The organism is Centipeda periodontii DSM 2778 (assembly GCF_000213975.1).
Lineage (GTDB): Bacteria > Bacillota > Negativicutes > Selenomonadales > Selenomonadaceae > Centipeda > Centipeda periodontii.
The window spans coordinates 1,862,384-1,885,898 of the sequence record NZ_GL892076.1; the positions used below are offsets into that span (position 1 = coordinate 1,862,384).

Genomic DNA, 23,515 nt, shown 5'->3' on the forward strand with positions numbered 1-23,515 from the left:
AACCCTTGCATTTTATTCGAATAAAATGCAAGAAATAGATGGTAAAAAGACCGTTACAGAGTTACTTTCTGATTTCTGGAGTCATATTTCATGGGCAGGAATTGCGTGTGAGGGAGGCGTAAAGCTTAAGAACGGGAAAAAACCCGAGCGTCTAATTAAACAAATATTTGATATTTCTACTGATCCGGGCGACATAGTACTTGATTACCATTTGGGTTCTGGCACAACTTGTGCCGTTGCTCATAAAATGGGCCTTCAATATATTGGGTGTGAACAATTGGATTATGGTGAAAACGACGTACTAGTCCGTCTAAATAATGTTATCTCTGGTGATCAAACAGGCATTTCCAAAGCTGTTAGCTGGCAAGGTGGCGGGTCTTTCGTCTACTGCGAACTTGCAAAGCTGAATCAGACAATAGTCGAAGAAATCGAGGTAGCGACAGACGATGCAACACTATGTGAGATACGGGACAAGTTGATGAAGTCCGGCTTTATCAGCTATAAAGTGAATCCGGCAGATATTAATGCGGCTGCTGCTGATTATGCCGCGCTTTCCATGGAGGACAAGAAACGCTTCCTCATGGATCTCCTGGACAAGAATCTACTGTATGTAAACTACTGCGATATAGATGATGCTGAATTTGGAGTTTCCGAACAGGATAAGACATTCACGAGAAGTTTTTACAAAGAGGTGTAGTTGATGGCATTTTTATATGAAAAAATAGAGGCAGTACGCGAGTATGGAGGATCTCCCTCACTACCACCATATATCTCAGAAAACCTAAACCCAAAATTCGATCTTCGTCCATACCAGAAGCAAGCATTCGAAAACTTCATCACGCATTTTGAGAGTGCGAAATGTCCAAAACCGGCGCAGGTCTTGTTCCATATGGCGACTGGTAGCGGCAAGACGCTGATCATGGCAGGACTGATGCTGTATCTCTACCAGCAGGGGTATCGCAACTTCCTCTTCTTTGTCAATCTCTCAACAATTGTAGAAAAAACGAGAGAGAACTTCTGTAATCCGATATCTTCGAAGTACCTGTTTGCAGAAGAGATTATTCTGGACGGTGAACGCATTCGCATTCATCAAGTCGACAACTTCCAATATACGGACAAGGATGCAATTAACATCTGTTTCACCACCACACAGGGACTTCACACGGATATGTGGATGGCAAAAGAAAACGGGATGTCTTTTGATGACTTTGATGAGCAAAAGGTGGTTCTGATCTCGGATGAAGCGCATCACCTGAACGTAGATACGAAAAGAAATAGAACGACAGATGAGGATGAACTCTATCATTCATGGGAACAAACCGTGAAAAATATCTTCTGTAGAAATACAGAAAATATTTTATTGGAGTTCACCGCTACATGTGATCTATCAAATCAGGCGATTCGTGCAGCATATGAGAATAAGATCATTTTTGACTATGCTTTGACGAAGTTCTACAACGACAGATATTCTAAGGATATCATTACATTTCGCTCTGATCTTGCGCTGATGGATCGGGCTTTGATGGCGCTTATTCTCAGTCAATACCGACTGAAAGTCTTTCAGGATCATCGTCTCAACATCAAGCCGGTCATCTTGTTTAAAGCAGCAAAAATTGCCGACAGCAAGGATTTTATGGCGGCTTTTATCGAGACAACAAAGCACTTGACAGGAGCGCGACTACGCAACCTTTCTACATCAGCAAATAACGAAATCATAGAGAAAGCGTTCGGCTATTTTAAGGACAACAACATTTCTCTCGATATGCTGGCAACCGAGCTGCGGGATGATTTCTCCGAGGAACACTGCGTTTCTGTGAATGAGGACAAAGATGTCGCACAGAAGCAGATTCTTCTCAACTCACTTGAGGATGCAGATAATCCTTACCGTGCGATATTTGAGGTCAAGAAATTAGACGAGGGATGGGATGTCCTAAATCTATTCGATATTGTTCGTCTATATGAGACGCGGCAATCCGGTAGCAAAAGGATCTCCCCTGTAACGATTGCGGAAGCACAGCTGATTGGTCGCGGATCAAGATACTGTCCATTCCAACTGGATGATGAGCAGCCAAAGTTCCAGAGAAAATATGATGAAGATATAACCTCTGAGCTTCGTGTTTGCGAAACACTCTATTATCACTGCCAGAATGATCATCGCTACGTTACAGAGCTGCGCAAGGCACTTCGTGAAATCGGTCTAGATCCGGATAACGTCGTACAACGTGAATATATCCTCAAAGAGGAGTTCAAAAAGGATGCCATATATACCAACGGATTCATTTTCCTCAATGATAGAGAGGTAAAAGATCGAAGTGAAGTAAGAGATCTCCCACCGACAATCCGAGATAATATATACCGCTTCCGTGCGACCATAGGAAACTCTGGCACTGATACAGTGATGACAGAGGAACCGGGAATACACGATACCCATTCAGATCTGAAAACAGCACATATGACGATTGGTCAAATCGCTACGATAAATTATGCTATCGTCAACAAGGCTTTGATGAAATATCTGATTTTCAAGTTCAATATGTTGCGCTTATATTTCCCAAATGTTACATCTACGAGGCAGTTCATTACAGACAGGGCTTACCTTGGAGGTGTACGAATCGATATTCAAAGCAATGAGGATCAACCGTCAATAGAGATTCTCTTTGCTGCAGTTTCCAATGTACTCGGAAAAATTGTCGATTCTATTTCTAGGATTGAAACGACTTATATGGGAACAAAGGAGTTCAGAGCGAGACCTATTCATCATGTATTCCGAAATAAGACGGTTAACTACACGAGTCCCCATGACGGAGGTGTTGGCGTTTCACAAAACGATCCTTCAGTGCGAGATGAATGGAAATTTGATCTCTCTGCCGAGGATTGGTTCGCCTATACCGACAATTTTGGAACCTCCGAGGAAAAGGCATTCGTTGCATACTTTCGCGGATATGTAGATGCACTCAAGAAGATATACAGCCGTATTTTCCTTGTCCGCAACGAGCGTGAATTTCATATATACTCTTTCAAAGACGGGGAGCGCTTCGAGCCGGACTACGTTCTTTTTCTACAAAAGGATAAGACAGACGGCTATGAACAGATGCAAATATTTATTGAACCGAAGGGAACTCATTTATTGGAAAAAGATGCATGGAAAGAAGATTTCCTCTTACAACTGCGCAAGGAAGCCGTTCCTGTGAAAATGTTTGCTGATGATAACAACTACAAAATATGGGGATTTCATTTCTTCAATCGGGATAACAGATTAGCAGACTTCGGTGGTGAGTTTACGCAGCTGTTGGAAACATAATCTTTTCCTGGTAATGAGGTGGATGGATCAAAGGAAAAATGAGCGTCAGTTTTGACGCTCATTTTTTATCGACACAACAAAAAATATAAATGGCATTTATTTAGCAAAAACAGGTCAAGGCAAAATATCGGTCTCCTCTATTGGAAAGTTGTCTCCCCCTGCCGCCTCGATCAATCCTCACCATTGAACTTATTTTCCAAGAGTTGCATAAGAGCCTCCTTGTCCGGCAGGACAAGTTCATACTTGCTGGCAAAAATTTGCGTATTGTCCTCCGGCAATGTCATCTCCACAACAGCATTATTTTTCTCCTTGCAGAGCAGAATACCAACGGTGGGATTCTCTGTCGCCAGTTTCACCTTGCGATCATAGTAGTTCACATACATCTGCATTTGCCCCAGATCCTGATGTGTAATGCTGCCGATCTTGAGATCAATGAGGACAAAACATTGAAGCAGACGATTGAAAAATACCAGATCCACATAGAAGTGCTGTTCATCAAAGGTCAGTCGTTCCTGCCGACCTACGAATGTATAGCCCTTGCCAAGCTCCAATAGAAAATGCTGCAATTCATCAATGATGCGCTGCTCCAAATCGGACTCCGAATAACGGCTATCCTCGGGAACTCCCAAGAATTCCAAGATGTATGGATCTTTCACGATGTCCTCAGGACGTTCCACAATCATGCCCTGTTTGGATATCTCGGCGATAGCTTTCTTATCACGGGAAAGTGCCAGACGCTCATAGAGAGCAGCGTTGAACTGTCGCTTCAACTCGCGCAGACTCCATCGTTCGTTTGTAGCCTCATTTTCATAGAATTTGCGTTCCTTGTCATTTGTGATGCGCATGAGAAACAAATAGTGTGACCAGCTCAAAGTAAATTGCGCAGATAGTGTCTGCAAATTGGTCGGAGGTGGCTCAAAAATCCGAGACACTGTCTCGGATTTCTGCACGATCGATTCCCGAGACGGTGTTTCGGAAATCACCTCGTTGCTATATGTAATGTAAAAACGACGCATATTCTCGAGATTATCTACCGAGAATCCTCTGCCAAAGCGATTCGTAAGATTTTTCGAGAGTTCCTTTAAGACGCTCTTTCCATACTCCGCCCGCGACGCACCCTTCTGCTCATGCTCCACGATCATGCGGCCAATTTCATAGTAAGTAACGATCATTGTGGAGTTGACCACGGTGACAACATGCTGTTTGGCATTTTCAATAAGAGCAGCGATTTGCTCCACCAAATGATCGTTGCTGTTCATATTCGCTAATTCTTTGCTCATGCTCACACCTACAAAAATAAAATGCCCCCAAGTGTGCATAAAAACATCGGCTTCCGGAGGCTTGAGAGAGAAGTCCCTTTCAGTAGTTAATGCTATATTTTCCCCTGCCTTCACCTACAGGAAATCAGTGAAAGCGTGGATTATCAACGTTTTCACGCCGCCTCTCGTTCATCATTACATTGTATCGTTATTGACGTTACTTCGTTCATTGCCGCTACCAAAATGATACTAGAGGGAAAGGTCAGCGTTGCGTTCGCACGCGATACCGTAATCTGGCGATCCTCGATCGGCTCTCGCAGCACCTCAAGCGTCTTCTTGCTGAACTCCGGCAGTTCGTCGAGAAAGAGCACGCCGTGATGCGCAAGCGTCACCTCGCCCGGACGCGGGATGCTCCCACCGCCGATCATCGCCACCGTCGAGGACGTGTGATGCGGACTGCGGAAGGGACGCGTCGTCACAAGCCCCGTATCCTTGCCGAGCAGTCCCGAGATGCTGTAAATCTTCGTGATCTCGATGGCTTCTTCCTTCGTCAGCTCCGGCAGGATCGAACTCATCCGCCGTGCCAGCATCGTCTTGCCCGAACCGGGCACACCGACCATGAGGACATTGTGTCCGCCCGCCGCTGCAATTTCAAGCGCACGTTTCGCCTGATACTGTCCCTGCACATCCGCAAAGTCATCGGTAAACGCAGCGTCTTTTTGTGATTCGATATGATTCGGTGTGGCAGGAGTCAGCGTCTCCGTGCCCGTCAAATGACGCACAAGCTGCGCCAGATTCTCGACCGCATAGACCTTCAGTCCATCAATGAGGAGTGCCTCGTCTGCATTGGAGGGAGCAACGTAGAACTCCGTTAATCCGTGTTCCCGCGCCGTAATCGCCATCGGGAGAATGCCGCTGATCGGACGGCAGTTCCCATCGAGAGAAAGCTCCGCAGAGAAGAGCGCATTCTGCACCGCCGCCTCGGGAACTATACCGTAGGATGCAAGCAGACCAACGGCGATCGGCAGATCAAGCCCGGAGCTGTCCTTTCGCACATCGGCGGGCGCAAGATTCACCGTCACCCGTTCCTGCCGCAGCTGAATGCCCGAGTTGCGAATCGCCGTCCGTACCCGCTCCTTAGACTCCTTCACCGACGTATCGGGAAGTCCCACGAGTTCAAAACTCGGCAGCCCCGGTGACACATCCACCTCAACGTCGATAATTCGTCCATCAATCCCGAGGGTCGTCGCACCATAGGTCTTTGCAAACAACGGCCTTCCCTCCTACGTTTCAAATATAAGAAAATTATAACACAGAATGAGGCAGGTTGCCTAATGATTCTTTGCAAAAGAAAAGAGATTCCAGGCGCTAAGTTGAGCGAATGGAATCTCTGCTGTGTGTTATGAACTTGGAAACCTATCCGGAAAAAGGTACACTTTGTTTTTCATCGTGAATTGCAAGAGCAAGTTGAACAGTGATTTAATTAAGAAACATTTTCAATAGTGTATACTTCATCCAAGAAAGTGCTAAACAGTTCTGCCGGTGTTTGATAGCCGAGAGTTCGACGAGGGCGGCTGTTTATCTCATCCGCTATGTTCAGGATGTCCTCGTCACGGTATCCGTCGATGTCCGTTCCTTGGGGCGTTCCCATGAGCTGTATGGGTGGGCGAAGTACACCTTCGTGCCGAGGCTCTCAAGCTGCGTGAACGTCTCGAACTCTGTCCCGTTGTCAACGGTAATCGTCTTGAACACTTGGCTGAAACGGTCCTCTCCATATTCCGATTTCAAATGGGCGATGGCTTCTTCAATGCCGGCGCACGTGCGACCCGAGATGCGGATTGCGATGTAGTCGTGCGTCACCTTTTCCACAGCGGTAAATACGGCTGCGCCACGCCCTTTTCGCGATCCGACAACGGTGTCGGCTTCCCAGTGTCCGATTTCCGTGCCTTCGTCCACAAGGGCAGGACGCTCCTCTATGCTACGCCCTTTCAGGCGCTTGTTCTTGCAGTTTCGCTTGCGCTTGCACTTTCGTCCGAGCGCTTGCGGGACATCGAACAGCGTCAGCGGAATCCTACCCGCCCACAGCATATTGTAAAGCGTCTTGGTGCATGGGATACCATCCTCGTCGAACCGTTTGTTCGCCCTAGCATCCCCGACGCACATGTCGATCGACCACTTGTTCTTACGGATTCTTTCGGTCATCCAACGCAGGAATGGAGCACAGACCTCGCCGTCAACCTTGTATGGTCGTTTGGAGTTCTTTCTATGCGCGAGGTAAGCCTGCTGCCCTCGTTTTGCCGTATATTGCGGAGACCGCCCGCGAGCAGATCGGCGTTCAGGCGTCCCACGTGTAATCTCATAGTGGATCGTTGTATGCGAGCATCCAATCCGTGCGGCTATGGCGCGAAGCGAGAATCCCTCACGGTGAAGTGCCTGTATTTGCCCTCTTTCATCAAGGGTAAGGTGCTTTCCCGATTTACGAATGGCCTCCGTTGTGGTAGAATGGGGGTAATCCATAGTGATTGCTCCTTTGCTGATGTTTTGTAGCAGAACCATTATAGCACGGGACGTCAGTATGGATTTTGTTTTTGTTTAGCTCTTCAACTTCATTTTACAACGAACCCATTTAAATTATAAATAGTATAATAATTTAACTCCAAGTAAGCCTTAACATTTACCCGCGATACTATTCATAAGAAGTACAGGCTTTACCGCATCCGCGAAAGGAGGAGACCATGACGGCAGTTGAGAAGATTGATGCCGGCCGTGCCGTGACGGCAGTGAGACCGGTGCAGCGCACGGCGCAGAAGGAGGCCTCCGACGCGTTCGAGGACATCTTGGAAGACCTGCGCAAAAAGACCGCGGACGATCGTGACGATATCCCCGCGGAGGGGGACGCCGTCTTCATGCGTCTCCTCGCGGACGGCTCCGTCCTCGTGCAGGTCTACCGCGGCAGCCGGCTCATCTCAGAGACCCACATGCGCGGCGCGAACGCCGTGGCAGAGCGCCGGCTCATGCGCAGCATCGCGGGCCTACCGCGCCCGGATACCTCCTTCGGGCGCGCCCCGCTGCTCGCCTCGCGCGCCGCACAGGGCGCGCGAGGCGTGGCCGCACTGCTCAATAGGGCGGTGTAACGACACAAAAGACCTCTCATTCCACGGATGGAAGGGAGGTCTTTTTGTGCGGGTGAATTGCACGCAGCTCAACCGGTCGGCAGTCTGCGGCGAATATCGTACCAGATGCATACGCCGACGGCACCGGTGAAGAATTGGATCAATACGTAAGCGGAGCGCAGGCCGGCAAAAATCTGTTCATCGAAATCGAATAGCCGAAGCAGCAGCGTGCTGCCCGCATAGGCGCCCGTCACGCGTGCCGCCGGAACGAGAACGGCAGTCATCCATAGGGGGCGTCTCTTGAGCACGGTATATGCGAGCACATAGACCAGATTGGCCGTCATGGCGGGCAGCAGCAAAATCGGATGCGTCATCGCCTGGTGCAGGAGCGCCGTGATCGGCATCAAAATCACCAGCAGCAGCGCCCCTGCGAAACTGACCGTATCTATGGCGCACAGGAGCAGTACACTGAACGCCGTGCCGACGAGAAACATCGCCGCCGGCAGCGGCAGAGGGAGCGCGAAGCCGACGAACTGAACGACGATGACCGCGGCCGTCAGCATCCCCATTTTTGCGATCCATGAGGAGGAAAATCTGCCGGTCATAGGCGCAGCTCATATCCCAGGCGCAGGATCGTCCCGGGGATCGATAAATACGCATCGCGGCGATTGAATAGATTTTCTGCCGTTAATGACAGATGCTCCCGTTCGGAGATGCCGCACTGCGCGCTGATGTTCCACAGCATATAGCTGCAGCTGCGCATCTCATTCGCGCGCGGCTGATGCACATAGCCGAGATAGGCATCGCTCCATAGAGATATCGCCCACCGGTCCGACGGACGGTACGAGACAGCTGCAGATATTTTATGGCGCGCCCGGTCAAAAAGCCGCGCGTGCGTCTCTGTATTGACCGCATTCAGATAGGTATAGTTCAGATTCCACGAGAATTTGCCGTGCAGCGGCCGGGTAAAATCTGCTTCGATGCCGCGCAGCGCCGCACGGCCGATATTCCGGTACTGGAGCGTGCTCGGACTCGTCCAAGTCTCATCGATCATATCGCGGATCGTACTTTGGAAATAGGTCAGCTTGGCGGTGCCCCCGCCAAAATCCCGCTCCAAGGAGATATCGTAAAACCATGACGTTTCCGGCCGCAGCGCCGGATTTCCCGACAGATGCACCAGAGCGCCGCCGCGGATCAGATTGAGGTTCAAGTAGAGCTGATTCGGATAGGGCACGCGGAAGCCTGTCCCGAGATTGAACTTCAGCCGCGTATCGGGGGCGGCTTTATACGTCGCGCCGATCTTTGGACTCACGCGGCCGGAGAACCGGTCGCTGCCGTCATAGCGCAGCGAGGAGATCAGCAGCCATGCCGGGGAGATATCCCATTCGTCCTGGATATACGCGGCATAGTAGTTGGTTTTTACCTCCGAGCCGCGGTAAGCGCGGCCGTGCAGTGTCATTGTAAATTCCCCTTGTCCGCTGGATATGCCAGTGCCGCGGAACAGCTCCGGGCGATACTCACCGCCGAAGGTCAGGCGGTGCCGCATGTCCGGATCGTAGGTCATACGGGCCTCGAATGTCGTTGTTTTGATTTCGCCGAATGCATTGTTGGCGTATAGATTCGTGTTTCGGTTCTTCGTGTCCGCGCGTTTCTCCCAAACGGCATGATGGAGGCTTGCATCAAACTCCGCCTTGCCGGCGTATCGGCGATAGCCCAGCGCATATTGCTGCCGTCGGTTGTCGGCGAGATAGGAAACCGGCAGCCTGATGCCGTGCATCCCGATGAAGGTGCCGTATTCCGTGAGCTTTTCCGCATAATACGAGGCGTCGAACGTCCAAACGCCTTCGTGTGCGTCGCGGTGACGCACATGTGCCGAGAAATCGTCGCGCGTGCCAAACGGCAAATATGTCGTGCCGTCTCCTTTTTGCCGGATCCCTTCGCGTGCGTGCGCCGCGGTCAGGGAGACACCCGTATTGCCTTTGCTGCCCGTATCGTAGTGAATCGTATAGCGGCCGCTCGTTGATCCGCCGGCAGGCCAGAGCGATTGGTCTGCCTGCAGCGTGCATGCCGGTCGTTCGGGCGGCTTCGTAATGATATTGATGACCCCGCCGAGCGCATCCGAGCCGTACAGCGCGCTGGCACTGCCGCGGATCACCTCGATCCGCTTGACATCGGAGAGTGAAATGCGGTCGAGTTCATACGGCGCGTTTGGCTCGCTCGGCAGGCGACGGCCGTTGATGAGAATCATCGAATATCTCGCGTCGAACCCGCGGATATTGACCGCGCGCTGACCGCCGCCGCGATTGATGGAAACGCCCGGCAGCATATCGATGACGTCGCGCAGATACTGTGCGTGCCGCGCCCTGATATCCTCCTCGGTGATGATCGATACATCGGCCGGAACATCGGCGGTCGGATTCGGTGTCTTCGTCGCCGTCACGACAATGTCCGGCAGAACGATGAAGGTGTTCTTCGCCGACGGGTCTGCCGGCGTATCCGCTGATGCAGACGGCTCGGACGCTGCCGCCTGCACACCATGAGCGGCGGACAAAGGCAGAAATGCAGCGACAAAAAACAGAATGGACTCCTTCGCGTGATGCATAGAATACCTCCTCTGATGGATGCAGAATACCTAGGCGCGCCTCCGGTACCATGTGCCCTGCAGGTGCGCAATCGCGCCCTCTTGCCGCGCCTCCCCCTGCGGGTCGAAGCCGGCATCAGCCAGCGCGCAGCATATACGGCTCCTGGGGATGAGCGCGGACATCCCGTGTAGCCGTGCAGAGAGCCAGTTTAGAATGGAGGTCTTCGGCGCGGTCTCCTCGTCGTTGATATGATGACCGACGACATATAAATATCCGCCTGGATGCGTCGCCGCGGCGACGCGCTGCGTAAGCTGCTCCAGCTCGTCCCCCGCAAAGTCGAGAATGCCGGACGCAATGATCAGATCATATCCCGTACCGAAATCCTCCCGCATAAAATCGCCGGACAAAACCTCTATACGATCAGCCATACCTGCCGACAATATCTGCCCGCGCGGCACATCCGCCACCTGCGGATGCTCATACACAGCGCCGTCCGCATTCGGATACCGGCGGCAGAACTCGATCGCCATGCGCCCCGAGCCGCCGCCCAGATCCAGCAGATGAACACGCGCATCGGGCTGCAGGACAGATGCGCACGCATCCAGGAACGACTGCAGACGGCCTGTACCGATCTCCACCGCAGACAACTCTGCCAATCGGTGAAAATCAAAAAATGTGTGCGGCGCCGCATGGCCGCCGCTGCCATGACGCACGAGATCTTCTGCGCACGCTAAACGCGTCTTTTCCTCCCACAGTAAAAAATATTCTCCCAAGTAGAGCCGACTGTTCCTCGACAGATAGAGCCGTGTCTCTGTTGTATTCGAAAAATATCCCGCCGAGAGCGTGATCACCCCGATCGCCGTGAGCGCCTTGAGGAAATATTCCGTATTGCGGGCATCGGTATGCAGCAGCGCGGCGGCTGCCGACGCGGTTTGAGGTTCGTCCAGCAGGGAGAATACGTCCAACCGGATGCCTGCGAGTAAAAGCTGCGTCTCCTTTTGCTGTTCCAGCAGCCGAAAAAATGCTGCCGGACTATTTTCCAGAAACTTCATAGCCCCTCCTTTTTTGAGAAATACTATACTCATTTTAATCATCTGAGTATATATTGTCAACCAAGTTAACAATATATTTTCTTGCATTTCCGGAAAACCGATAATAAAATAATCATATGGGTACGAATGACAGGAACAACGAGATATTACGGCAGCTGGCGCGCCTGATCGAATCGATTGCGCACAGGAGAATGAAACAGCTCGACTTTGGCGGCGGCATCGTTTTGTATCGCGGAGAGATTCATCTGCTCCAGGCGTTGGGCGAGCATCCGGGCATGTATATGTCTGAGCTGGCCGACTATTTTGGCGTGTCACGGGCCATGATCTCCAAGAGTGCGGTCCGCTTGGAAGAACGAGGATTTATCAAAAAAGAAGCCGATGCGGACAACAAGAAAAAAATCCGGCTCTTTTTATCCGAGAAAGGAAGAATGGCATTTCTCCGGCATCGTCTTTTCCATGAGAAAAACGATTCGTCGATGCATCGCTATCTGAACACGTTGTCGCCGAACGAGCTGGACTGTATCACAGAATTTTTGAAGCAGGCACAAAAAATGGTGACGAATCATTTTTAGAAAAGCTGACAACAAAAAAGACGGTTCATTGTAAAATGAAGTGGGACAGTAAAAAGAGACAGGCAGCGCTCTGTAGTGACCCCGAAAAGTTAGACATGAAAGCGTAGGAAAGAGATTTCCTGCGCTTTTGTTATGCAGAAGCGTGTTTGAGACGATACTGTGCGGGACTCATCCAGCCAAGAGACTTCTTGATGCGACGCTCGTTGTAGTAGACGATATATTCCTCAATAGCTATTTTGAGTTCCTCGTAGCTGTGGTAAACACGCCCATAGTAAATCTCTTGCTTCAACAGACCAAAGAAGTTCTCCATCACACTGTTATCCAGGCAGTTCCCCTTACGCGACATACTCTGAAAGATTCTCTCCTCCTTCAGGCGATTCGTGTAGGCCTTCATCTGATACGCCCACCCCTGATTGGAATGAAAAGTGCGGCGGTAGGGACAGTCCGCCGTGATGCGAATTGCCTCCTCAAGTGCTGTTTGAATCCCTGCTGCCGACGGTGTCTGTCCGATATGGAAGCTAATGATCTCGCCGTTAAACAGATCCATATACGGGTTGAAATACAGCTTATGTACGACTGTCTTTCTATTGCTGTCCTGCATCCAGTATTTGAACTCACTCGTATCCGTCGTGATCTTCTGATGCGGGATGAAGGTATTGAACCTGCGGTTCAGGAGATTGTCGGCAATATTGCCGACCGTTCCCCTGTAGGAACTGTACTTACGGCTCTTACGCGTAAAGGAACGCACTTGAATCTGCAGTTTCTGCACAATCCGCTGCACCGCCTTATGGTTGATTGTATGCCCGAGATTTCGCATGTGCGCCCAAAGACGCCGATACCCGTAATCTTTGTGTTCTTTGCGGATGGCAAGGATAATCCGCTCCCGCTCATCCGGCACTTCAGGCCGGGCAAATTTCTTCTGCCAGTACATATAGGTCGCTTGGGGAAAACCAAGAACCGCAAGGATGTCTTTCAGCTGAAATTCTCCTCGGAGGCTGCGGACGATCCTTGCCTTTTGCTCTGCATCTCTTCCTGCAGGCGCAGCCTCCTCAATTCTTTTAAATAGGCGTTCTCGATGCGCAGCCTCAGATTCTCTTCTTGAAGTGTACGCAGCTGCTGTGTGGTCTCGTCTTGCGGCGTGTCTTGGATGCTTTCTTTGTGTTGTTTTGGCATAGTGGGTGTTCTTCCTTTCGGTTTGGGACGAAGGGCATCCACACCGCCCCTGCGATAATCCTTGGTCCAACGCACAAGCAGGGACGGATTGTTCAGACCGAGGGAGAGAGCTGCCTCCTGATAGGATGCCTCTGTTGACAGATAACATTCTACCGCAGAACGCTTAAACTCGAAAGAGTATGTTTGCTGTACACGGGAGCGCTTCAGACCAGCTTCTCCAAATGTCTGATAAGATTTTACCCACTCCTGCAGCCGTATGGAAGGAACCTGCCAGCACTTGGATAATGTCCGATAGCCTCCTTTTCCTGCAAGATATTCTCTTACAATCTTCAGTTTAAATGCCATACTGTATTTTGCCATTACAATACCCCCAAAAGTCAGATTCTTCAAGTCTAACTTTTGGGGGTCAGGTCACTCTATGTGTTACAATGTTTTCACCACAAAAACAGAACAGAAGGTGCTGCCATGTCCCATACCCATTTTACCACAACGACACGCTCATATAAACACCTAGACCCGTATCGGCGCGGACAAATTTCTGCCCTCCTATCCACCGGTATGTCAAAGACCGACATCGCAAAGCATGTCAAGATATCCCGCTCCACCTTGTATCGGGAACTTACGCGCGGCTCTGTAATACAAATGCGCTCAGACCTTACAACGTACCTATCTTACTTCCCGGATACGACACAAAAGAACTATGAGGAAAATCGGCGTGCCTCTAGAAAGCATTGTAAACTACAAAAAGCACACGCCTTTCTGCACTATCTACAAGAACAATTCTTTCAGCAACACATGTCCATTGATGCGATCTGTTCTCGAACCGCAAGAGACCGATTATTCGATCCCCTACTTTGCACAAAGACCGTCTACAACTACATTGCCAAAGGCATGCTCCCTATTAAGAACATTGATCTGCCCCAACGTGTCCGCCGCAAGAATACACCTAAGCAAGCAAAGACCGGGAAGCCTCGCTTTGGGTAAAGTATAGAGCTGCGTCCGGATCACGTAGACGCCCGCGAAGAATTCGGACACTTTGAGATAGACTCTATCCTTGGAAAGCAAGGAACCGATTCCGCCCTACTTGCGCTTGATGAACGTTCCTCAAGAAAACGCTTTCTTCTCCCTCTGGCAGAAAAGACCTCCGCCTGTGTAAACGAGGCGATACGGCATCTCAAGAATCGTCTGGGAGGGCGGTTCTCGCTTATCTTTAAGAGCGTTACTTCGGATAATGGAAGCGAGTTCAGTAAACTCCACGAGGTCTTTGGTGATATTCCCGTATTCTATGCGCATCCTTATGCGCCAAGTGAACGCGGAACCAATGAACGCCAAAACGGTATGGTGCGGCGTTTTATCCCAAAGGGAACGGATATTGCTTCACTCAGCCCGGGGACGATTCAACGAGTGGAGGATTGGATGAATAACTTGCCGCGAAAAATCCTCGGATACGATACGCCAAAAGAACGCTTCGATAAATATCTTGCCCAGTTAGCTGTCTCGTAACTTTTTTCTCTGCCTGTCCCACTTGATATTGCAATTTAGGAAAACATACAATATGACGAATGGAAGCTCTCCTATATTCTCACCCCTCAACACCAATCTCAATCTCGCCCTTGAAAACAACAACTACCGCGCCGTCCTTCTTGACCACGATGTAATCGAGCAGCCCGCCCCATAACTCCTCGTCGAACTCAACTTGCTCCCCGTTGATACCACAGAGCGTGTGTATCATCCCATCCAAGGTCTTTCTCTTGCTCTCCCTCTCGGCAATTTGCTCGTCCAGCTTTTCCAAATACCCCTGCTTTTCCACATAGAGTCTACGAATCTCATTTTCCTGTTTCAGATACGGCGTCTGATCCTGTGCCACCCGTGCATTCTTGCGAATCAGTGTTTCAAGGCGTTCTGCCAAAACACTGAGTTCCTGCTCTGTTCTATCGTGTTCCTCAGTCAACTCCCCTGTCCGGGAAACACCTTCAATCAGTGACCGAAGTTCCTCAATCACGTTCTCTTTGACTTCCACCAAGGAATTCAGTGCTTTAACGAAAATCTGTTTGATCTCATCCTCCATCAGATGCCTCGTGCCGCACGGCTTTCCCTTGTGGGCATATTTCTTGTTGCAGCGATAGATGACTCTGCGGTACTTATCCGTGGAGTGCCACACCTTCGCACCGTACCAACCGCCGCAGCAGCCACATTTGATTTTGTTCGCGAAGATACTCACGCCGCTGTGCTTGCCGTTCTGCTCTCTGCGTTTTATCTCCGATTGCACAAAGTCAAATAAGTCCGGCGAAATAATCGCCTCGTGATGCTCCTCCACATAATACTGCGGAATCTCGCCTGTGTTCTTCCGTCGCGTCTTATCGAGGAAGTCTGCCGTATACTCCTTCTGGATCAGTGCATCGCCACGGTACTTCTCATTTGTAAGGATGGAGCGCACTGTGGAGATGTACCACTTATCCTTTCCCGACGGGGATTTGATTCCCCGCTTCTCTAACTCCTTGGTGATGGTATAGAAGGATCGCCCGCCAAGGAAGAGCTTGTAGATGAGCTTCACCACTTTCGCCTGTTCCTCGTTGATTTTGAAATCCTTGTCATAGCCGAGGAATGCACTGTAGCCCACACTGGTCTTGCCCTCGGCGAACTGCTTGCGCTTGCCCCATGTGGTGTTCTCCGAGATGCTGCGACTTTCCTCCTGAGCCAGGCTGGACATAATCGTGATAAGGAGTTCTCCGCGCGAATCAAATGTCCATATGTTCTCTTTTTCAAAATAGATCTCTACGCCATGTTCCTTGAGTTTACGGACGTTTTGGAGTGAATCTACGGTGTTTCTTGCAAATCGGCTGACGGACTTGGTGATGATGAGGTCGATCTTGCCGGCAAGGGCATCCTCAATCATCTGGTTGAAGCCATCGCGTTTCTTAGTGTTCGTGCCGCTTATCCCTTCGTCCGAATACATGCCGACGAAATCCCAGTCTGCACGGCTCTCGATGTAGTTCTTGTAATGCGCCATCTGCATTTCATAACTGGAAGCCTGTTCTTCATAATCGGTCGAAACTCTGGCATACCCTGCCGTCCTGCGCCGCCTTGGTTCTGCCGTAACCTCAGACCGAAAGATTTTAGGGCTTGCTGGGACGACTCTTACTGTCTTTGCCATCGGTACGCGCCTCCTTCTTTGAGTTGAAATATGACCTCATCATCGGATATGGTGATCCGCTCGACATTCTGTACGATCTTGCCCTCGTAGCAGTCACCGAACAAGGATTCTGCCGCTTCCTTTAGTTTGGATTCTGGCAATCTCCTCAGTTGGCATTTCGTGCGCGGCTGACTGCAAGCCCACACCTTAGTTCCCTTCGTCCAAGTGTCACGCTCACACTTGCTGCCGCAGGAAGCGCAGTACACTTTGTTGGTGAAGGGATTGCTGCCACGCTGCCCGTTATAGATGCGGGCAGTCTTTTTTATGCGGCCATTTGTTAGGTGAAACTCTACGCAATCAGCGTGAATCACAATTTTTGAGACTTTGCGTCTGAGTTCTGTGGCATCGAAATTGTTCTTCTCCATGACGGCTCTGACCGCAGCCACAAGCTCCTCTTCCTTGATCGGACGACTGTCACAGGATTCCCTACCTTTCCGCTCTCTTGTGTTGCAGCCCCATCGTCTGTACTTCCCTGCAGTTCTTCTGCTGAAGCCGCCTCCGCAACATCCGCATTTCACCATTCCGGAAAATGGAAGAAGAACAGGATTCCGATTCACAGCAGTCCGCCCCATAGCTCCTCGTCAAACTTAACCTGTTCCCCGTTGATACCACATACCACTTGAATCATGCCCTCCAAGGTCTTTCTCTTACTCTCCCTCTCGGCAATTTGCTCGTCCAACGTCTCCAAATACCCCTGCTTTTCCAGATAACGTGCACGAATCTCATTTTCCTGTTTTAGATATGCCGTCTGATCCTGTGCCACCCGTGCATTCTCGCGAATCAGCATTTCAAGCCGTTCTGCCAAAACGCCGAGTTCCTGCTCTACTCTATCGTGTTCCTCCATCAACTTCCCCGTTTGGCAAACACTGTCAATCAAAGATCATAGTTCCGCAATCACGTTCTCTTTGACTTCCACCAAGGAGTTCAGTGCTTTGACGAAAATCTGTTTGATCTCGTCCTCCGTCAGATGCCGTGTGGTGCACGGCTTGGAGATTATTGCTTCCCCCCCACACAGCTCTCTACTTTTGTAAAAATAAAACCTTTGATCGCCTCTCCCTAGTTATACTCAAACGTTTTGCTTTACATCGTAAACCAAACAAGCTATACTGGTTCTAAAAGGAAGGAGTATGGTCATCATGTCAACTGTCCCAACACAAATAAGAATTGAGCGAAACATAAAAGAACAGGTTGGCGTTTTGTTTTCCGAGCTAGGTCTAGATATGTCCGGTGCTGTTAATATGTTTCTGCATCAGTGTGTTCTTCGTGGAGGTATTCCGTTTTCTATCGAAATCCCCCGTTATAAGCAAACCACCTTGATGGCAATGGAAGAAGCAAGAAGGATCTCCCGCGACCCGAATGTCCCTGGCTATGATAACATGGATGATTTAAAGAAGGCATTGGAAGAATGACCTATCGCATCAAATTCACCACTGCTTATAAGAAGAGCTACAAGCGTGCCAAAAAACGCGGCTTGAACCTCAATCTTCTGGATGATGTTGTCGAGGAATTGAGACAAGGACACAAGTTGGATGCCAAATACCGTGACTACGAACTCCATGGGAATTGGTCTGGATTTCGCGAGTGCCATATTCAATCGGATTGGTTGTTGGTATACCTCGTTGAAAACGACATCCTAACCTTGACTCTGGTCGAAACTGGAACCCATGCAGACATATTCGATGAATAAGTTGTTTGGTCTGCTCCCTAGAGAACGGACAGTAAAAAGATCCCTCCTGTTGTAAAATAAAAATTACAACAGGAGGGATTCGTCATGTCTAGGGAAGTATACAAAAATAGAAATGTTGTCAGATGAGATTCTCCACCGCATTGGACGGCGCAACGTAGAATTCCGTCAAACCATGCTCCCGCGCCGTAATCGCCATCAGGAGAATCCCGCTGATCGGACGACAGTTCCCGTCAAGAGAAAGCTCCGCTGAGAAAAGTGCACTCTGCACCGCCGTCTCCGGAACCATGCCGTAGGATGCAAGGAGACCGACGGCAATCGGCAGATCAAGCCCCGAACTGTCCTTTCGCACATCGGCGGGCGCAAGATTCACCGTCACCCGCTCCTGCCGCAACTGAATGCCGGTGTTCCGAATTGCAGTGCGTACCCGCTCCTTCGATTCCTTCACCGACGTATCGGGAAGCCCTACCAGTTCAAACCCCGGCAACCCCGGCGACACATCCACCTCAACGTCGATAATCCGTCCGTCAATCCCGAGGGGCACGCACCATAAGTCTTTGCAAACAACGGCCTTCCATCCTACGTCTCAAATATAAGAGAATCATAACACAGGATAGGGGAAGATGGCTAATGATTCTTTGCAAAAGAAAAGAGATTCCAAACGCTAGATGAGACGAATGGAATCTCTGTTGTGTTAGGTATTGCTTTAGCGAAGATTGAATCTGATAGGTCTTTCACACGAACATCTTGACCGACTTCGCGTGCTTTATCTTTCTATATTTACTTATAACTCCACTCCTTCACAAAGGAATCCAGCGCTCTTTTAACCATAGATACCTGATCATCATAGTTTTTTTCATTGTACGGAACATAGCCAACCGTCATATATTGTCCAGGGTGGAAATACTTCTTTTGGAAGGATGGAACACATTTTTTGAACTCCTCATATAGCGCACGGCGGATTTTAGAGGCCTCCCGATACCGTGTGTTTTTGTAGTCACAATTTGCACGTACCTTTACCGCCAAAATGTACGGAGATGACTGCTCTGCACCTCTCTCATCCCCAGAAAATGCAGTATCATTTTCAAACTGCAGATAGATGGACTCGATATACTCATAGATTCCCATTTTACGGAGTGCATGTTCATCATTTCTGTCATCAAGGACATGAAACCACATACCCATGAATCCGCCGGAGGGATTGGAGACATAGCCCCATGATTCGATACAATAGTCCGCTCGTGTCTTTTGCAGATTTGCAAAGAAACCGCGTGTGCCATCAAATCCCCATTCAGTGATTGGCGCTGTGTTGAATATATTGCTGCGACTTTCGAGTTCTTCTAAATGGAGAAGATAATCCTGGAAGATATCATTGGTACAGCTCTTGTATTTTCGTAGAAGTTTGAGAATCTCTGTGCGGCTGAACGTGTAGTCAACCTGCTCTGTATATGGCTGCTCTACAATCTTATAATATACCGTCCGAATCCGATCCGCTGGTATACCTTCTTTGACCAGTTTATCCTTATAGACGGCGATCTGATCGCCGTGAACGTTCGTATAGGTCTTATCCTCAATGATGATGTGGATGCCATCCACGATGACAAGTACATCAATCTTAAGATATTGTCTCTTGATCTCATCAATTTGTGTTGCGTGTCTAAGTCCTGGTAATTGGTGAATAAAGTCCAATGCACACGCACAGAGAAGAGAATCTTCTTTCTGATGCTTCTTTTTTCCATGAGCAAGCAGCCAACAAATGAATGCATCCTGTGACAACTCACTCGTAGCGTACTGAAACAGATTTACCTTTTCCATAATGCACTTTCTGTATCGTAGAATAACATATCAATATCGTAATTCTAGGTTAATATAAAATATCCTCCAAACATCAGAGCAATTTCATCCAATTCGGCCGTGCCTCTTTGCAAGACCACCTCGGTACCTGAGCTTCCGTATCTGATGTAGAAATCAGCTGTCTAGCGATGAATGTGGACTCCTCCTTCTTTTCGCTAAAAGTCTCCGTCGAAATTATATAAGCCATTGGAAAGGACTTATTGATTAACTCTGCCCGTTCTAATACATCAATCATGTCATCTTGTTTTGTTATGCCAAAACCAACATATACGCCCTGGACGGTTATATCTTTTTCTGGCATTTTTCCTTGTCGAAGCAGGAAGGCTTCGGAGATGCATCGAATATTTCCTTCCTGCGATCCTAAGCTATTAGAAAAATCCATATAGTCTAATCTAACATAATCCTCTTGTATATTCCATATGGAAACCCAGCGGATAAAATCTTTCGCACAAGCCACATCCGCAAAGCAGAAGATTCCCGTACCGTCCACATGCCCATCACACTCATTCTTTCGCCGCGCAAGCATGGTTTCCATGGAATCATGGAGTATTTTCTCAGAGGATGTTCGATATATGCAGATCATATCTTGCTTCCATAATATGTCGGCTGGGAGATTCACTGCATGCTCGTCCGAAACCAACAGAATCATAATCGGATACCATCCATCATCCTCCATAGATAGGAAGTGCTTGAGATCCACATCTTTGTAAAAGTTCCGCACGGGTATGCCACACACTGCGTCACATACCTTCATGCTGGAATGGAAGTCCTCCAGCACAGGAAACAGACTCTCGTCGACACTGGCAACCTGCAGCGCGATATGAGGCATGATTTTCAGACCTTGTACAATCTCTCTTGCAATAAATACAACCTCCTCACACTTCTTACCCGCTCTCACTGTCCATATCAATCGTGCTGCCGGGAAGCAAGGGGTCATCTCCTGCACTTTTTCGCTAATATAATCGAAAAGAACATCCTCCTGCTCTGACATATCCCACCATTCCAGCATTTCATCTGGGATGAGAGAATGTTCTTCGTCCACACTAAAAGAGATCAGCACGCCCTCTACTGTCTCATCGCGGACAGGCAATTCTCCTGCCTCCGAGATACATTGAATTTTCCCATCACGCGATGCCAGCGTTTTACTGACATGCGAATAGTCCAAGTCCCCCATATCCTCATAACAGCTTTTGCCCCACCACAGTCCAAACCAGTGCATAAAGTCCTTTGCACAATCCGCATCTGCGAAGCAAAAAACATCTGGATTATTCAAATGTCGATAGAACTCATCTGTTTGCCACGCCAATAAGGGCTGCACGGATTCAATAAATTCCCCCACGGAAGCTGTACGGTATATGAGAAGCATATCCTGTTGTTCAAATATCTCCGGCGGCATCGCTGCGATGCGGGTGTCCGAGACCAACAAGACGCGCCATAGCCATACTTCATCCTCGTCCACATCGTCCTCGCAGCTTTCTCTGTCTAAAGCCCCCTTCCATATCACGTACGGCTCATCATCCCCTTCGTATCTTTTGCGCTCTTTATAAAACCGTCGCACAGGCAAACCATATAGGGGATCGCATTCCGTAACGCAGGAATAATTGTGCTCCAAAGGAGGGACCAAATTCTCATCGATACAGGTAATCCGCAGATCCCAAATTTCCTTGTAGGATGACATTTCCTTATCCCTCCATCATTCGATTGACCATGTGCCTTTTCCGCGCACAAGTCTTTGAATGCTGCACCTCTCTATGCCATTCGTTTTATCATAATCCATTGCACAAGCAAAATCTTAATCGATCAGTCTTTTAGCAAGAAGTGCGGTTACACTTCGCTCTGGACACATTTCGACAGTCCATATAATATCTGCACTTTCGTGAAAAGAGCTGCATAGTTTCTCCGCTTGTCCACATACTTCGTACAGTGAAAGCTGCTCATCCCCTCTAAAGATCAACAAAACACCCTGTACTTCTGCATCTTTTGTGGATAGTTCTTCCTGCGGAATGAGTATTTTCTTGGATATGCAGAGAATATGCCCTCGCTGTGATGCGAATGCCTTGATTACATCATCGAAGTCAATATCAATCACTTGAACATCAGCGAGCATCTGCCATCCAATGAAGCGAATAAACTCTTTTGCTGCATCCACATTGGCAAAACAAAAGACTGCAGGATGACATACGGCCTCACTCGGCTCCCTCTTCTGCAGAGAAAAGAGCGGTCGCACGCATTCGGCCAGCTGCTCCTCGCTGTTTGTCCGATAGACAAGCACCATATCCTGCTTCTTGAGTATTTCGACAGGGATCTCTGCCACGGATACATCCGCCATCAAGAGAATACGCCAGACCCAAACATCGTCTTCGGTATGTGTCAAATCGGTTTTTTCTGTCCCTCGACAGAACTGCTTTACAGAAATACCGCATTCGATCTCACAGGTCTCCCGATGAGGATCGTATTCCCGCAATGACGGCAGCAAATCATCATGCTTGCACGCAATTCTAAGCTCGCGTGCGCCCTCGTACACTCGCATTTTCGCGCTCTCCTCACCAAGTTGATTTCCTGCATACAAATAGGGCCGGCTCAATTCACTATCCTTTGGGCACTATAATTTGGCTCTACTCCCGAAGTAGTGGAAATGGTATAATCGTCTAGTGTGATGACAAATGGTCGAGAATTTTGACAAGATGCTCGCAGGATCACTGCGGCTAGAGGATCCATGGTATATCATAGGCGCAGAATTTAACGAGGAAGAGCCGGCAATCCATATATATGTGGGCGTAGACAAGACGGCTGCGCTGTGCTGTCCTGTCTGCGGTGCGCCGACCAAACGGTACGGCTACGAGCCGAAGGAACGTATCTGGCGTCATGCGGACTGCCTGTTTTATCCCTGTTATGTCCACTGCAAGCGTCCCCGTGTTCTCTGCGACAAATGCGGCGCCGTGCAGGTGAGCGCGCCGTTTGAGCGCAAGAACAGTCGCTTTACCCTGCTGTTCGAAGGCTACGTCATGCTACTCTTGCAAGACGTTCCTCGTGCCAGAGCCTCCCGTCTGCTTCGCTGTGACGAAAAGTCGCTCGCCGCTATCCTCACGTATTGGGTGCATGACGCGGTAAATCGTATGGATCTTTCCGATACCTGCTCCATCGCCATGGATGAGACATCCTTTCGGCGTGGGCACAAATACGTCACCGTCGCCATCGACGCAGACAAGCGCCGTGTCTTCGATGTCGAACCCGGTCGCGACAAAACGGCGGTCAAAAGAGTGGTGTGTCCTCACGGTTTGCTCCATTGACGTAAAGAATATGCGCCCGATCATCAAATGGTCGCTGAAGCTCTTCTATGATTCGCTCGACATGGTAAAGCGGGCAGCCCGCTCCATATATGTCGTTTTCTGTAATGAAGATCACCCACGTTTCCGGAAGTGCCGAGAACTCTGCTCCTTGTGCCAGTTCCCGTGAATCCATCATGCTACTGTTGTAACGTGCCCGACGTGGAGTTGCTCCCTCATTCGCCGCTGAACTTCGCAGTCGTAGAGCTTCCCCTCGCTTTCTTCTGCCAACACGTCAAAGCGCACGCCGCGACCGTAGAGATTGTCCGCGCTCTGCTGCGTGACGACATGCTTCACAACGAGATCGTCTCGTCCAAAAAAGATACGTAACAGAAGCTGCATTCCCTCGGTATAGTTATCAAAGCATACGTTGAAACATCCGTCCATCTATCCCGAGGGTCGCCGC

Annotated in this window: 17 protein-coding genes and 7 pseudogenes; 8 read left to right on the forward strand and 16 right to left on the reverse strand. The window is 49.4% G+C overall.

Annotated features, from left to right (window positions below; translation table 11 throughout):
• Together HMPREF9081_RS12795 and HMPREF9081_RS08460 are read left to right on the forward strand one after the other, a co-directional pair.
• Nucleotides 1-697 (forward strand): DNA methyltransferase (locus HMPREF9081_RS12795; RefSeq protein ID WP_167535615.1); only part of this gene is annotated, 697 nt, incomplete at its 5' end.
• 3 nt (nucleotides 698-700) lie between these two features.
• Nucleotides 701-3,301 carry a DEAD/DEAH box helicase family protein gene (locus tag HMPREF9081_RS08460; RefSeq protein ID WP_006306746.1) on the forward strand — a complete coding sequence of 867 codons (2,601 nt, stop codon included), beginning with the start codon at nucleotides 701-703 and terminating at the stop codon, nucleotides 3,299-3,301.
• 170 nt (nucleotides 3,302-3,471) lie between these two features.
• On the opposite strand, the gene HMPREF9081_RS08465 is transcribed toward HMPREF9081_RS08460, so the two are convergent.
• From HMPREF9081_RS08465 to HMPREF9081_RS08475, 3 genes and pseudogenes are all read right to left on the reverse strand, one after another.
• Nucleotides 3,472-4,695, reverse strand: coding sequence for a PDDEXK nuclease domain-containing protein (locus HMPREF9081_RS08465; protein ID WP_006306748.1), 1,224 nt, complete (start codon nucleotides 4,693-4,695; stop codon nucleotides 3,472-3,474).
• Nucleotides 4,696-4,733: 38 nt separating this feature from the next.
• Nucleotides 4,734-5,831 carry a YifB family Mg chelatase-like AAA ATPase gene (locus HMPREF9081_RS08470; protein ID WP_006306750.1) on the reverse strand — a complete coding sequence of 366 codons (1,098 nt, stop codon included), beginning with the start codon at nucleotides 5,829-5,831 and terminating at the stop codon, nucleotides 4,734-4,736.
• A gap of 212 nt (nucleotides 5,832-6,043) precedes the next feature.
• Nucleotides 6,044-7,077, reverse strand: a pseudogene (locus tag HMPREF9081_RS08475) (IS30 family transposase).
• A 218-nt stretch (nucleotides 7,078-7,295) separates the two neighbouring features.
• On the opposite strand from HMPREF9081_RS08475, the gene HMPREF9081_RS08480 reads away from it, so the two are divergent.
• Nucleotides 7,296-7,694 carry a hypothetical protein gene (locus HMPREF9081_RS08480; RefSeq protein ID WP_006306757.1) on the forward strand — a complete coding sequence of 133 codons (399 nt, stop codon included), beginning with the start codon at nucleotides 7,296-7,298 and terminating at the stop codon, nucleotides 7,692-7,694.
• A 68-nt stretch (nucleotides 7,695-7,762) separates the two neighbouring features.
• Here HMPREF9081_RS08480 and HMPREF9081_RS08485 read toward each other — a convergent pair whose 3' ends face one another.
• The 3 genes from HMPREF9081_RS08485 to HMPREF9081_RS08495 are packed head-to-tail and all read right to left on the reverse strand — an operon-like array spanning nucleotide 7,763 to nucleotide 11,307.
• Nucleotides 7,763-8,278 (reverse strand): hypothetical protein, encoded by a 516-nt coding sequence (locus HMPREF9081_RS08485; RefSeq protein WP_006306758.1) that lies wholly within the window; start codon nucleotides 8,276-8,278, stop codon nucleotides 7,763-7,765.
• Nucleotides 8,275-10,275 carry a TonB-dependent receptor plug domain-containing protein gene (locus HMPREF9081_RS08490; protein ID WP_006306759.1) on the reverse strand — a complete coding sequence of 667 codons (2,001 nt, stop codon included), beginning with the start codon at nucleotides 10,273-10,275 and terminating at the stop codon, nucleotides 8,275-8,277. The genes HMPREF9081_RS08485 and HMPREF9081_RS08490 overlap by 4 nt, the downstream gene beginning before the upstream one ends.
• 30 nt (nucleotides 10,276-10,305) lie before the next feature.
• Nucleotides 10,306-11,307: an SAM-dependent methyltransferase gene (locus tag HMPREF9081_RS08495; RefSeq protein ID WP_040394906.1), complete on the reverse strand. Its 1,002-nt coding sequence runs from the start codon at nucleotides 11,305-11,307 to the stop codon at nucleotides 10,306-10,308.
• Nucleotides 11,308-11,423: 116 nt separating this feature from the next.
• Here HMPREF9081_RS08495 and HMPREF9081_RS08500 point away from each other — a divergent pair, with 116 nt between their 5' ends.
• Complete coding sequence (locus HMPREF9081_RS08500; RefSeq protein WP_006306761.1) at nucleotides 11,424-11,879, forward strand: MarR family winged helix-turn-helix transcriptional regulator; 456 nt, start codon at nucleotides 11,424-11,426, stop codon at nucleotides 11,877-11,879.
• 130 nt (nucleotides 11,880-12,009) lie between these two features.
• Here HMPREF9081_RS08500 and HMPREF9081_RS13920 read toward each other — a convergent pair whose 3' ends face one another.
• Both HMPREF9081_RS13920 and HMPREF9081_RS14555 read right to left on the reverse strand, forming a co-directional pair.
• A complete protein-coding gene (locus tag HMPREF9081_RS13920) occupies nucleotides 12,010-13,122 on the reverse strand; it encodes an IS3 family transposase (RefSeq protein WP_245529871.1) in 1,113 nt (370 codons plus the stop codon).
• A pseudogene (locus tag HMPREF9081_RS14555) lies at nucleotides 13,005-13,412 on the reverse strand (helix-turn-helix domain-containing protein); the annotation flags it as partial. The pseudogene HMPREF9081_RS14555 and the gene HMPREF9081_RS13920, both read right to left, overlap by 118 nt.
• Nucleotides 13,413-13,517: 105 nt before the next feature.
• On the opposite strand from HMPREF9081_RS14555, the pseudogene HMPREF9081_RS14845 reads away from it, so the two are divergent.
• A pseudogene (locus tag HMPREF9081_RS14845) lies at nucleotides 13,518-14,555 on the forward strand (IS30 family transposase).
• A gap of 79 nt (nucleotides 14,556-14,634) precedes the next feature.
• Here HMPREF9081_RS14845 and HMPREF9081_RS08520 read toward each other — a convergent pair.
• The 3 genes and pseudogenes from HMPREF9081_RS08520 to HMPREF9081_RS08530 all read right to left on the reverse strand — a co-directional run.
• On the reverse strand, nucleotides 14,635-16,206 hold the full coding sequence (locus tag HMPREF9081_RS08520) for a recombinase family protein (RefSeq protein WP_006306767.1): 1,572 nt from the start codon (nucleotides 16,204-16,206) through the stop codon (nucleotides 14,635-14,637).
• Nucleotides 16,191-16,799 (reverse strand): annotated as a pseudogene (locus tag HMPREF9081_RS08525) (recombinase zinc ribbon domain-containing protein); the annotation flags it as partial. The pseudogene HMPREF9081_RS08525 and the gene HMPREF9081_RS08520, both read right to left, overlap by 16 nt.
• A gap of 2 nt (nucleotides 16,800-16,801) precedes the next feature.
• Nucleotides 16,802-17,233: pseudogene (locus tag HMPREF9081_RS08530) on the reverse strand (LLC1 domain-containing protein); the annotation flags it as partial.
• Nucleotides 17,234-17,381: 148 nt separating this feature from the next.
• Between HMPREF9081_RS08530 and HMPREF9081_RS08535 the strand changes: the two are divergent.
• Together HMPREF9081_RS08535 and HMPREF9081_RS08540 are read left to right on the forward strand one after the other, a co-directional pair.
• The gene (locus tag HMPREF9081_RS08535) at nucleotides 17,382-17,654 is read left to right on the forward strand and encodes a type II toxin-antitoxin system RelB/DinJ family antitoxin (RefSeq protein WP_040395565.1); all 273 of its coding nucleotides are present in this window, start codon (nucleotides 17,382-17,384) and stop codon (nucleotides 17,652-17,654) included.
• On the forward strand, nucleotides 17,651-17,932 hold the full coding sequence (locus tag HMPREF9081_RS08540; protein WP_006306771.1) for a type II toxin-antitoxin system YafQ family toxin: 282 nt from the start codon (nucleotides 17,651-17,653) through the stop codon (nucleotides 17,930-17,932). The genes HMPREF9081_RS08535 and HMPREF9081_RS08540 overlap by 4 nt, the downstream gene beginning before the upstream one ends.
• A 121-nt stretch (nucleotides 17,933-18,053) precedes the next feature.
• Here the strand turns inward: HMPREF9081_RS08540 and HMPREF9081_RS08545 are convergent.
• The 4 genes and pseudogenes from HMPREF9081_RS08545 to HMPREF9081_RS08560 form a co-directional block, all read right to left on the reverse strand.
• Nucleotides 18,054-18,496: pseudogene (locus HMPREF9081_RS08545) on the reverse strand (magnesium chelatase domain-containing protein); the annotation flags it as partial.
• Nucleotides 18,497-18,709: 213 nt separating this feature from the next.
• Nucleotides 18,710-19,744, reverse strand: a complete 1,035-nt coding sequence (locus HMPREF9081_RS08550; RefSeq protein ID WP_006306773.1) for a PD-(D/E)XK nuclease family protein — start codon at nucleotides 19,742-19,744, stop codon at nucleotides 18,710-18,712.
• A 73-nt stretch (nucleotides 19,745-19,817) separates the two neighbouring features.
• Nucleotides 19,818-21,461: a hypothetical protein gene (locus HMPREF9081_RS14565; RefSeq protein ID WP_006306774.1), complete on the reverse strand. Its 1,644-nt coding sequence runs from the start codon at nucleotides 21,459-21,461 to the stop codon at nucleotides 19,818-19,820.
• Between the two features lie 114 nt (nucleotides 21,462-21,575).
• Complete coding sequence (locus tag HMPREF9081_RS08560; protein ID WP_006306775.1) at nucleotides 21,576-22,313, reverse strand: hypothetical protein; 738 nt, start codon at nucleotides 22,311-22,313, stop codon at nucleotides 21,576-21,578.
• Nucleotides 22,314-22,446: 133 nt separating this feature from the next.
• Between HMPREF9081_RS08560 and HMPREF9081_RS08565 the strand changes: the two genes are divergently transcribed.
• Nucleotides 22,447-23,073 carry a helix-turn-helix domain-containing protein gene (locus HMPREF9081_RS08565; RefSeq protein WP_006306776.1) on the forward strand — a complete coding sequence of 209 codons (627 nt, stop codon included), beginning with the start codon at nucleotides 22,447-22,449 and terminating at the stop codon, nucleotides 23,071-23,073.
• Here HMPREF9081_RS08565 and HMPREF9081_RS08570 read toward each other — a convergent pair.
• Nucleotides 23,042-23,493 (reverse strand): annotated as a pseudogene (locus HMPREF9081_RS08570) (PD-(D/E)XK nuclease family transposase); the annotation flags it as partial. The gene HMPREF9081_RS08565 and the pseudogene HMPREF9081_RS08570 overlap by 32 nt on opposite strands.
• Nucleotides 23,494-23,515: the final 22 nt, after the last annotated feature.

Coding starts and splice junctions, on each gene's coding strand:
- HMPREF9081_RS08460 (WP_006306746.1), top strand. CDS start 701: ATGGCATTTTTATATGAAAAAATAGAGGCAGTACGCGAGTATGGAGGA.
- HMPREF9081_RS08480 (WP_006306757.1), top strand. CDS start 7,296: ATGACGGCAGTTGAGAAGATTGATGCCGGCCGTGCCGTGACGGCAGTG.
- HMPREF9081_RS08485 (WP_006306758.1), bottom strand. CDS start 8,278: ATGACCGGCAGATTTTCCTCCTCATGGATCGCAAAAATGGGGATGCTG.
- HMPREF9081_RS08490 (WP_006306759.1), bottom strand. CDS start 10,275: ATGCATCACGCGAAGGAGTCCATTCTGTTTTTTGTCGCTGCATTTCTG.
- HMPREF9081_RS08495 (WP_040394906.1), bottom strand. CDS start 11,307: ATGAAGTTTCTGGAAAATAGTCCGGCAGCATTTTTTCGGCTGCTGGAA.
- HMPREF9081_RS08500 (WP_006306761.1), top strand. CDS start 11,424: ATGGGTACGAATGACAGGAACAACGAGATATTACGGCAGCTGGCGCGC.
- HMPREF9081_RS08520 (WP_006306767.1), bottom strand. CDS start 16,206: ATGGCAAAGACAGTAAGAGTCGTCCCAGCAAGCCCTAAAATCTTTCGG.
- HMPREF9081_RS08535 (WP_040395565.1), top strand. CDS start 17,382: ATGTCAACTGTCCCAACACAAATAAGAATTGAGCGAAACATAAAAGAA.
- HMPREF9081_RS08540 (WP_006306771.1), top strand. CDS start 17,651: ATGACCTATCGCATCAAATTCACCACTGCTTATAAGAAGAGCTACAAG.
- HMPREF9081_RS08550 (WP_006306773.1), bottom strand. CDS start 19,744: ATGGAAAAGGTAAATCTGTTTCAGTACGCTACGAGTGAGTTGTCACAG.
- HMPREF9081_RS14565 (WP_006306774.1), bottom strand. CDS start 21,461: ATGTCATCCTACAAGGAAATTTGGGATCTGCGGATTACCTGTATCGAT.
- HMPREF9081_RS08560 (WP_006306775.1), bottom strand. CDS start 22,313: ATGCGAGTGTACGAGGGCGCACGCGAGCTTAGAATTGCGTGCAAGCAT.
- HMPREF9081_RS08565 (WP_006306776.1), top strand. CDS start 22,447: ATGGTCGAGAATTTTGACAAGATGCTCGCAGGATCACTGCGGCTAGAG.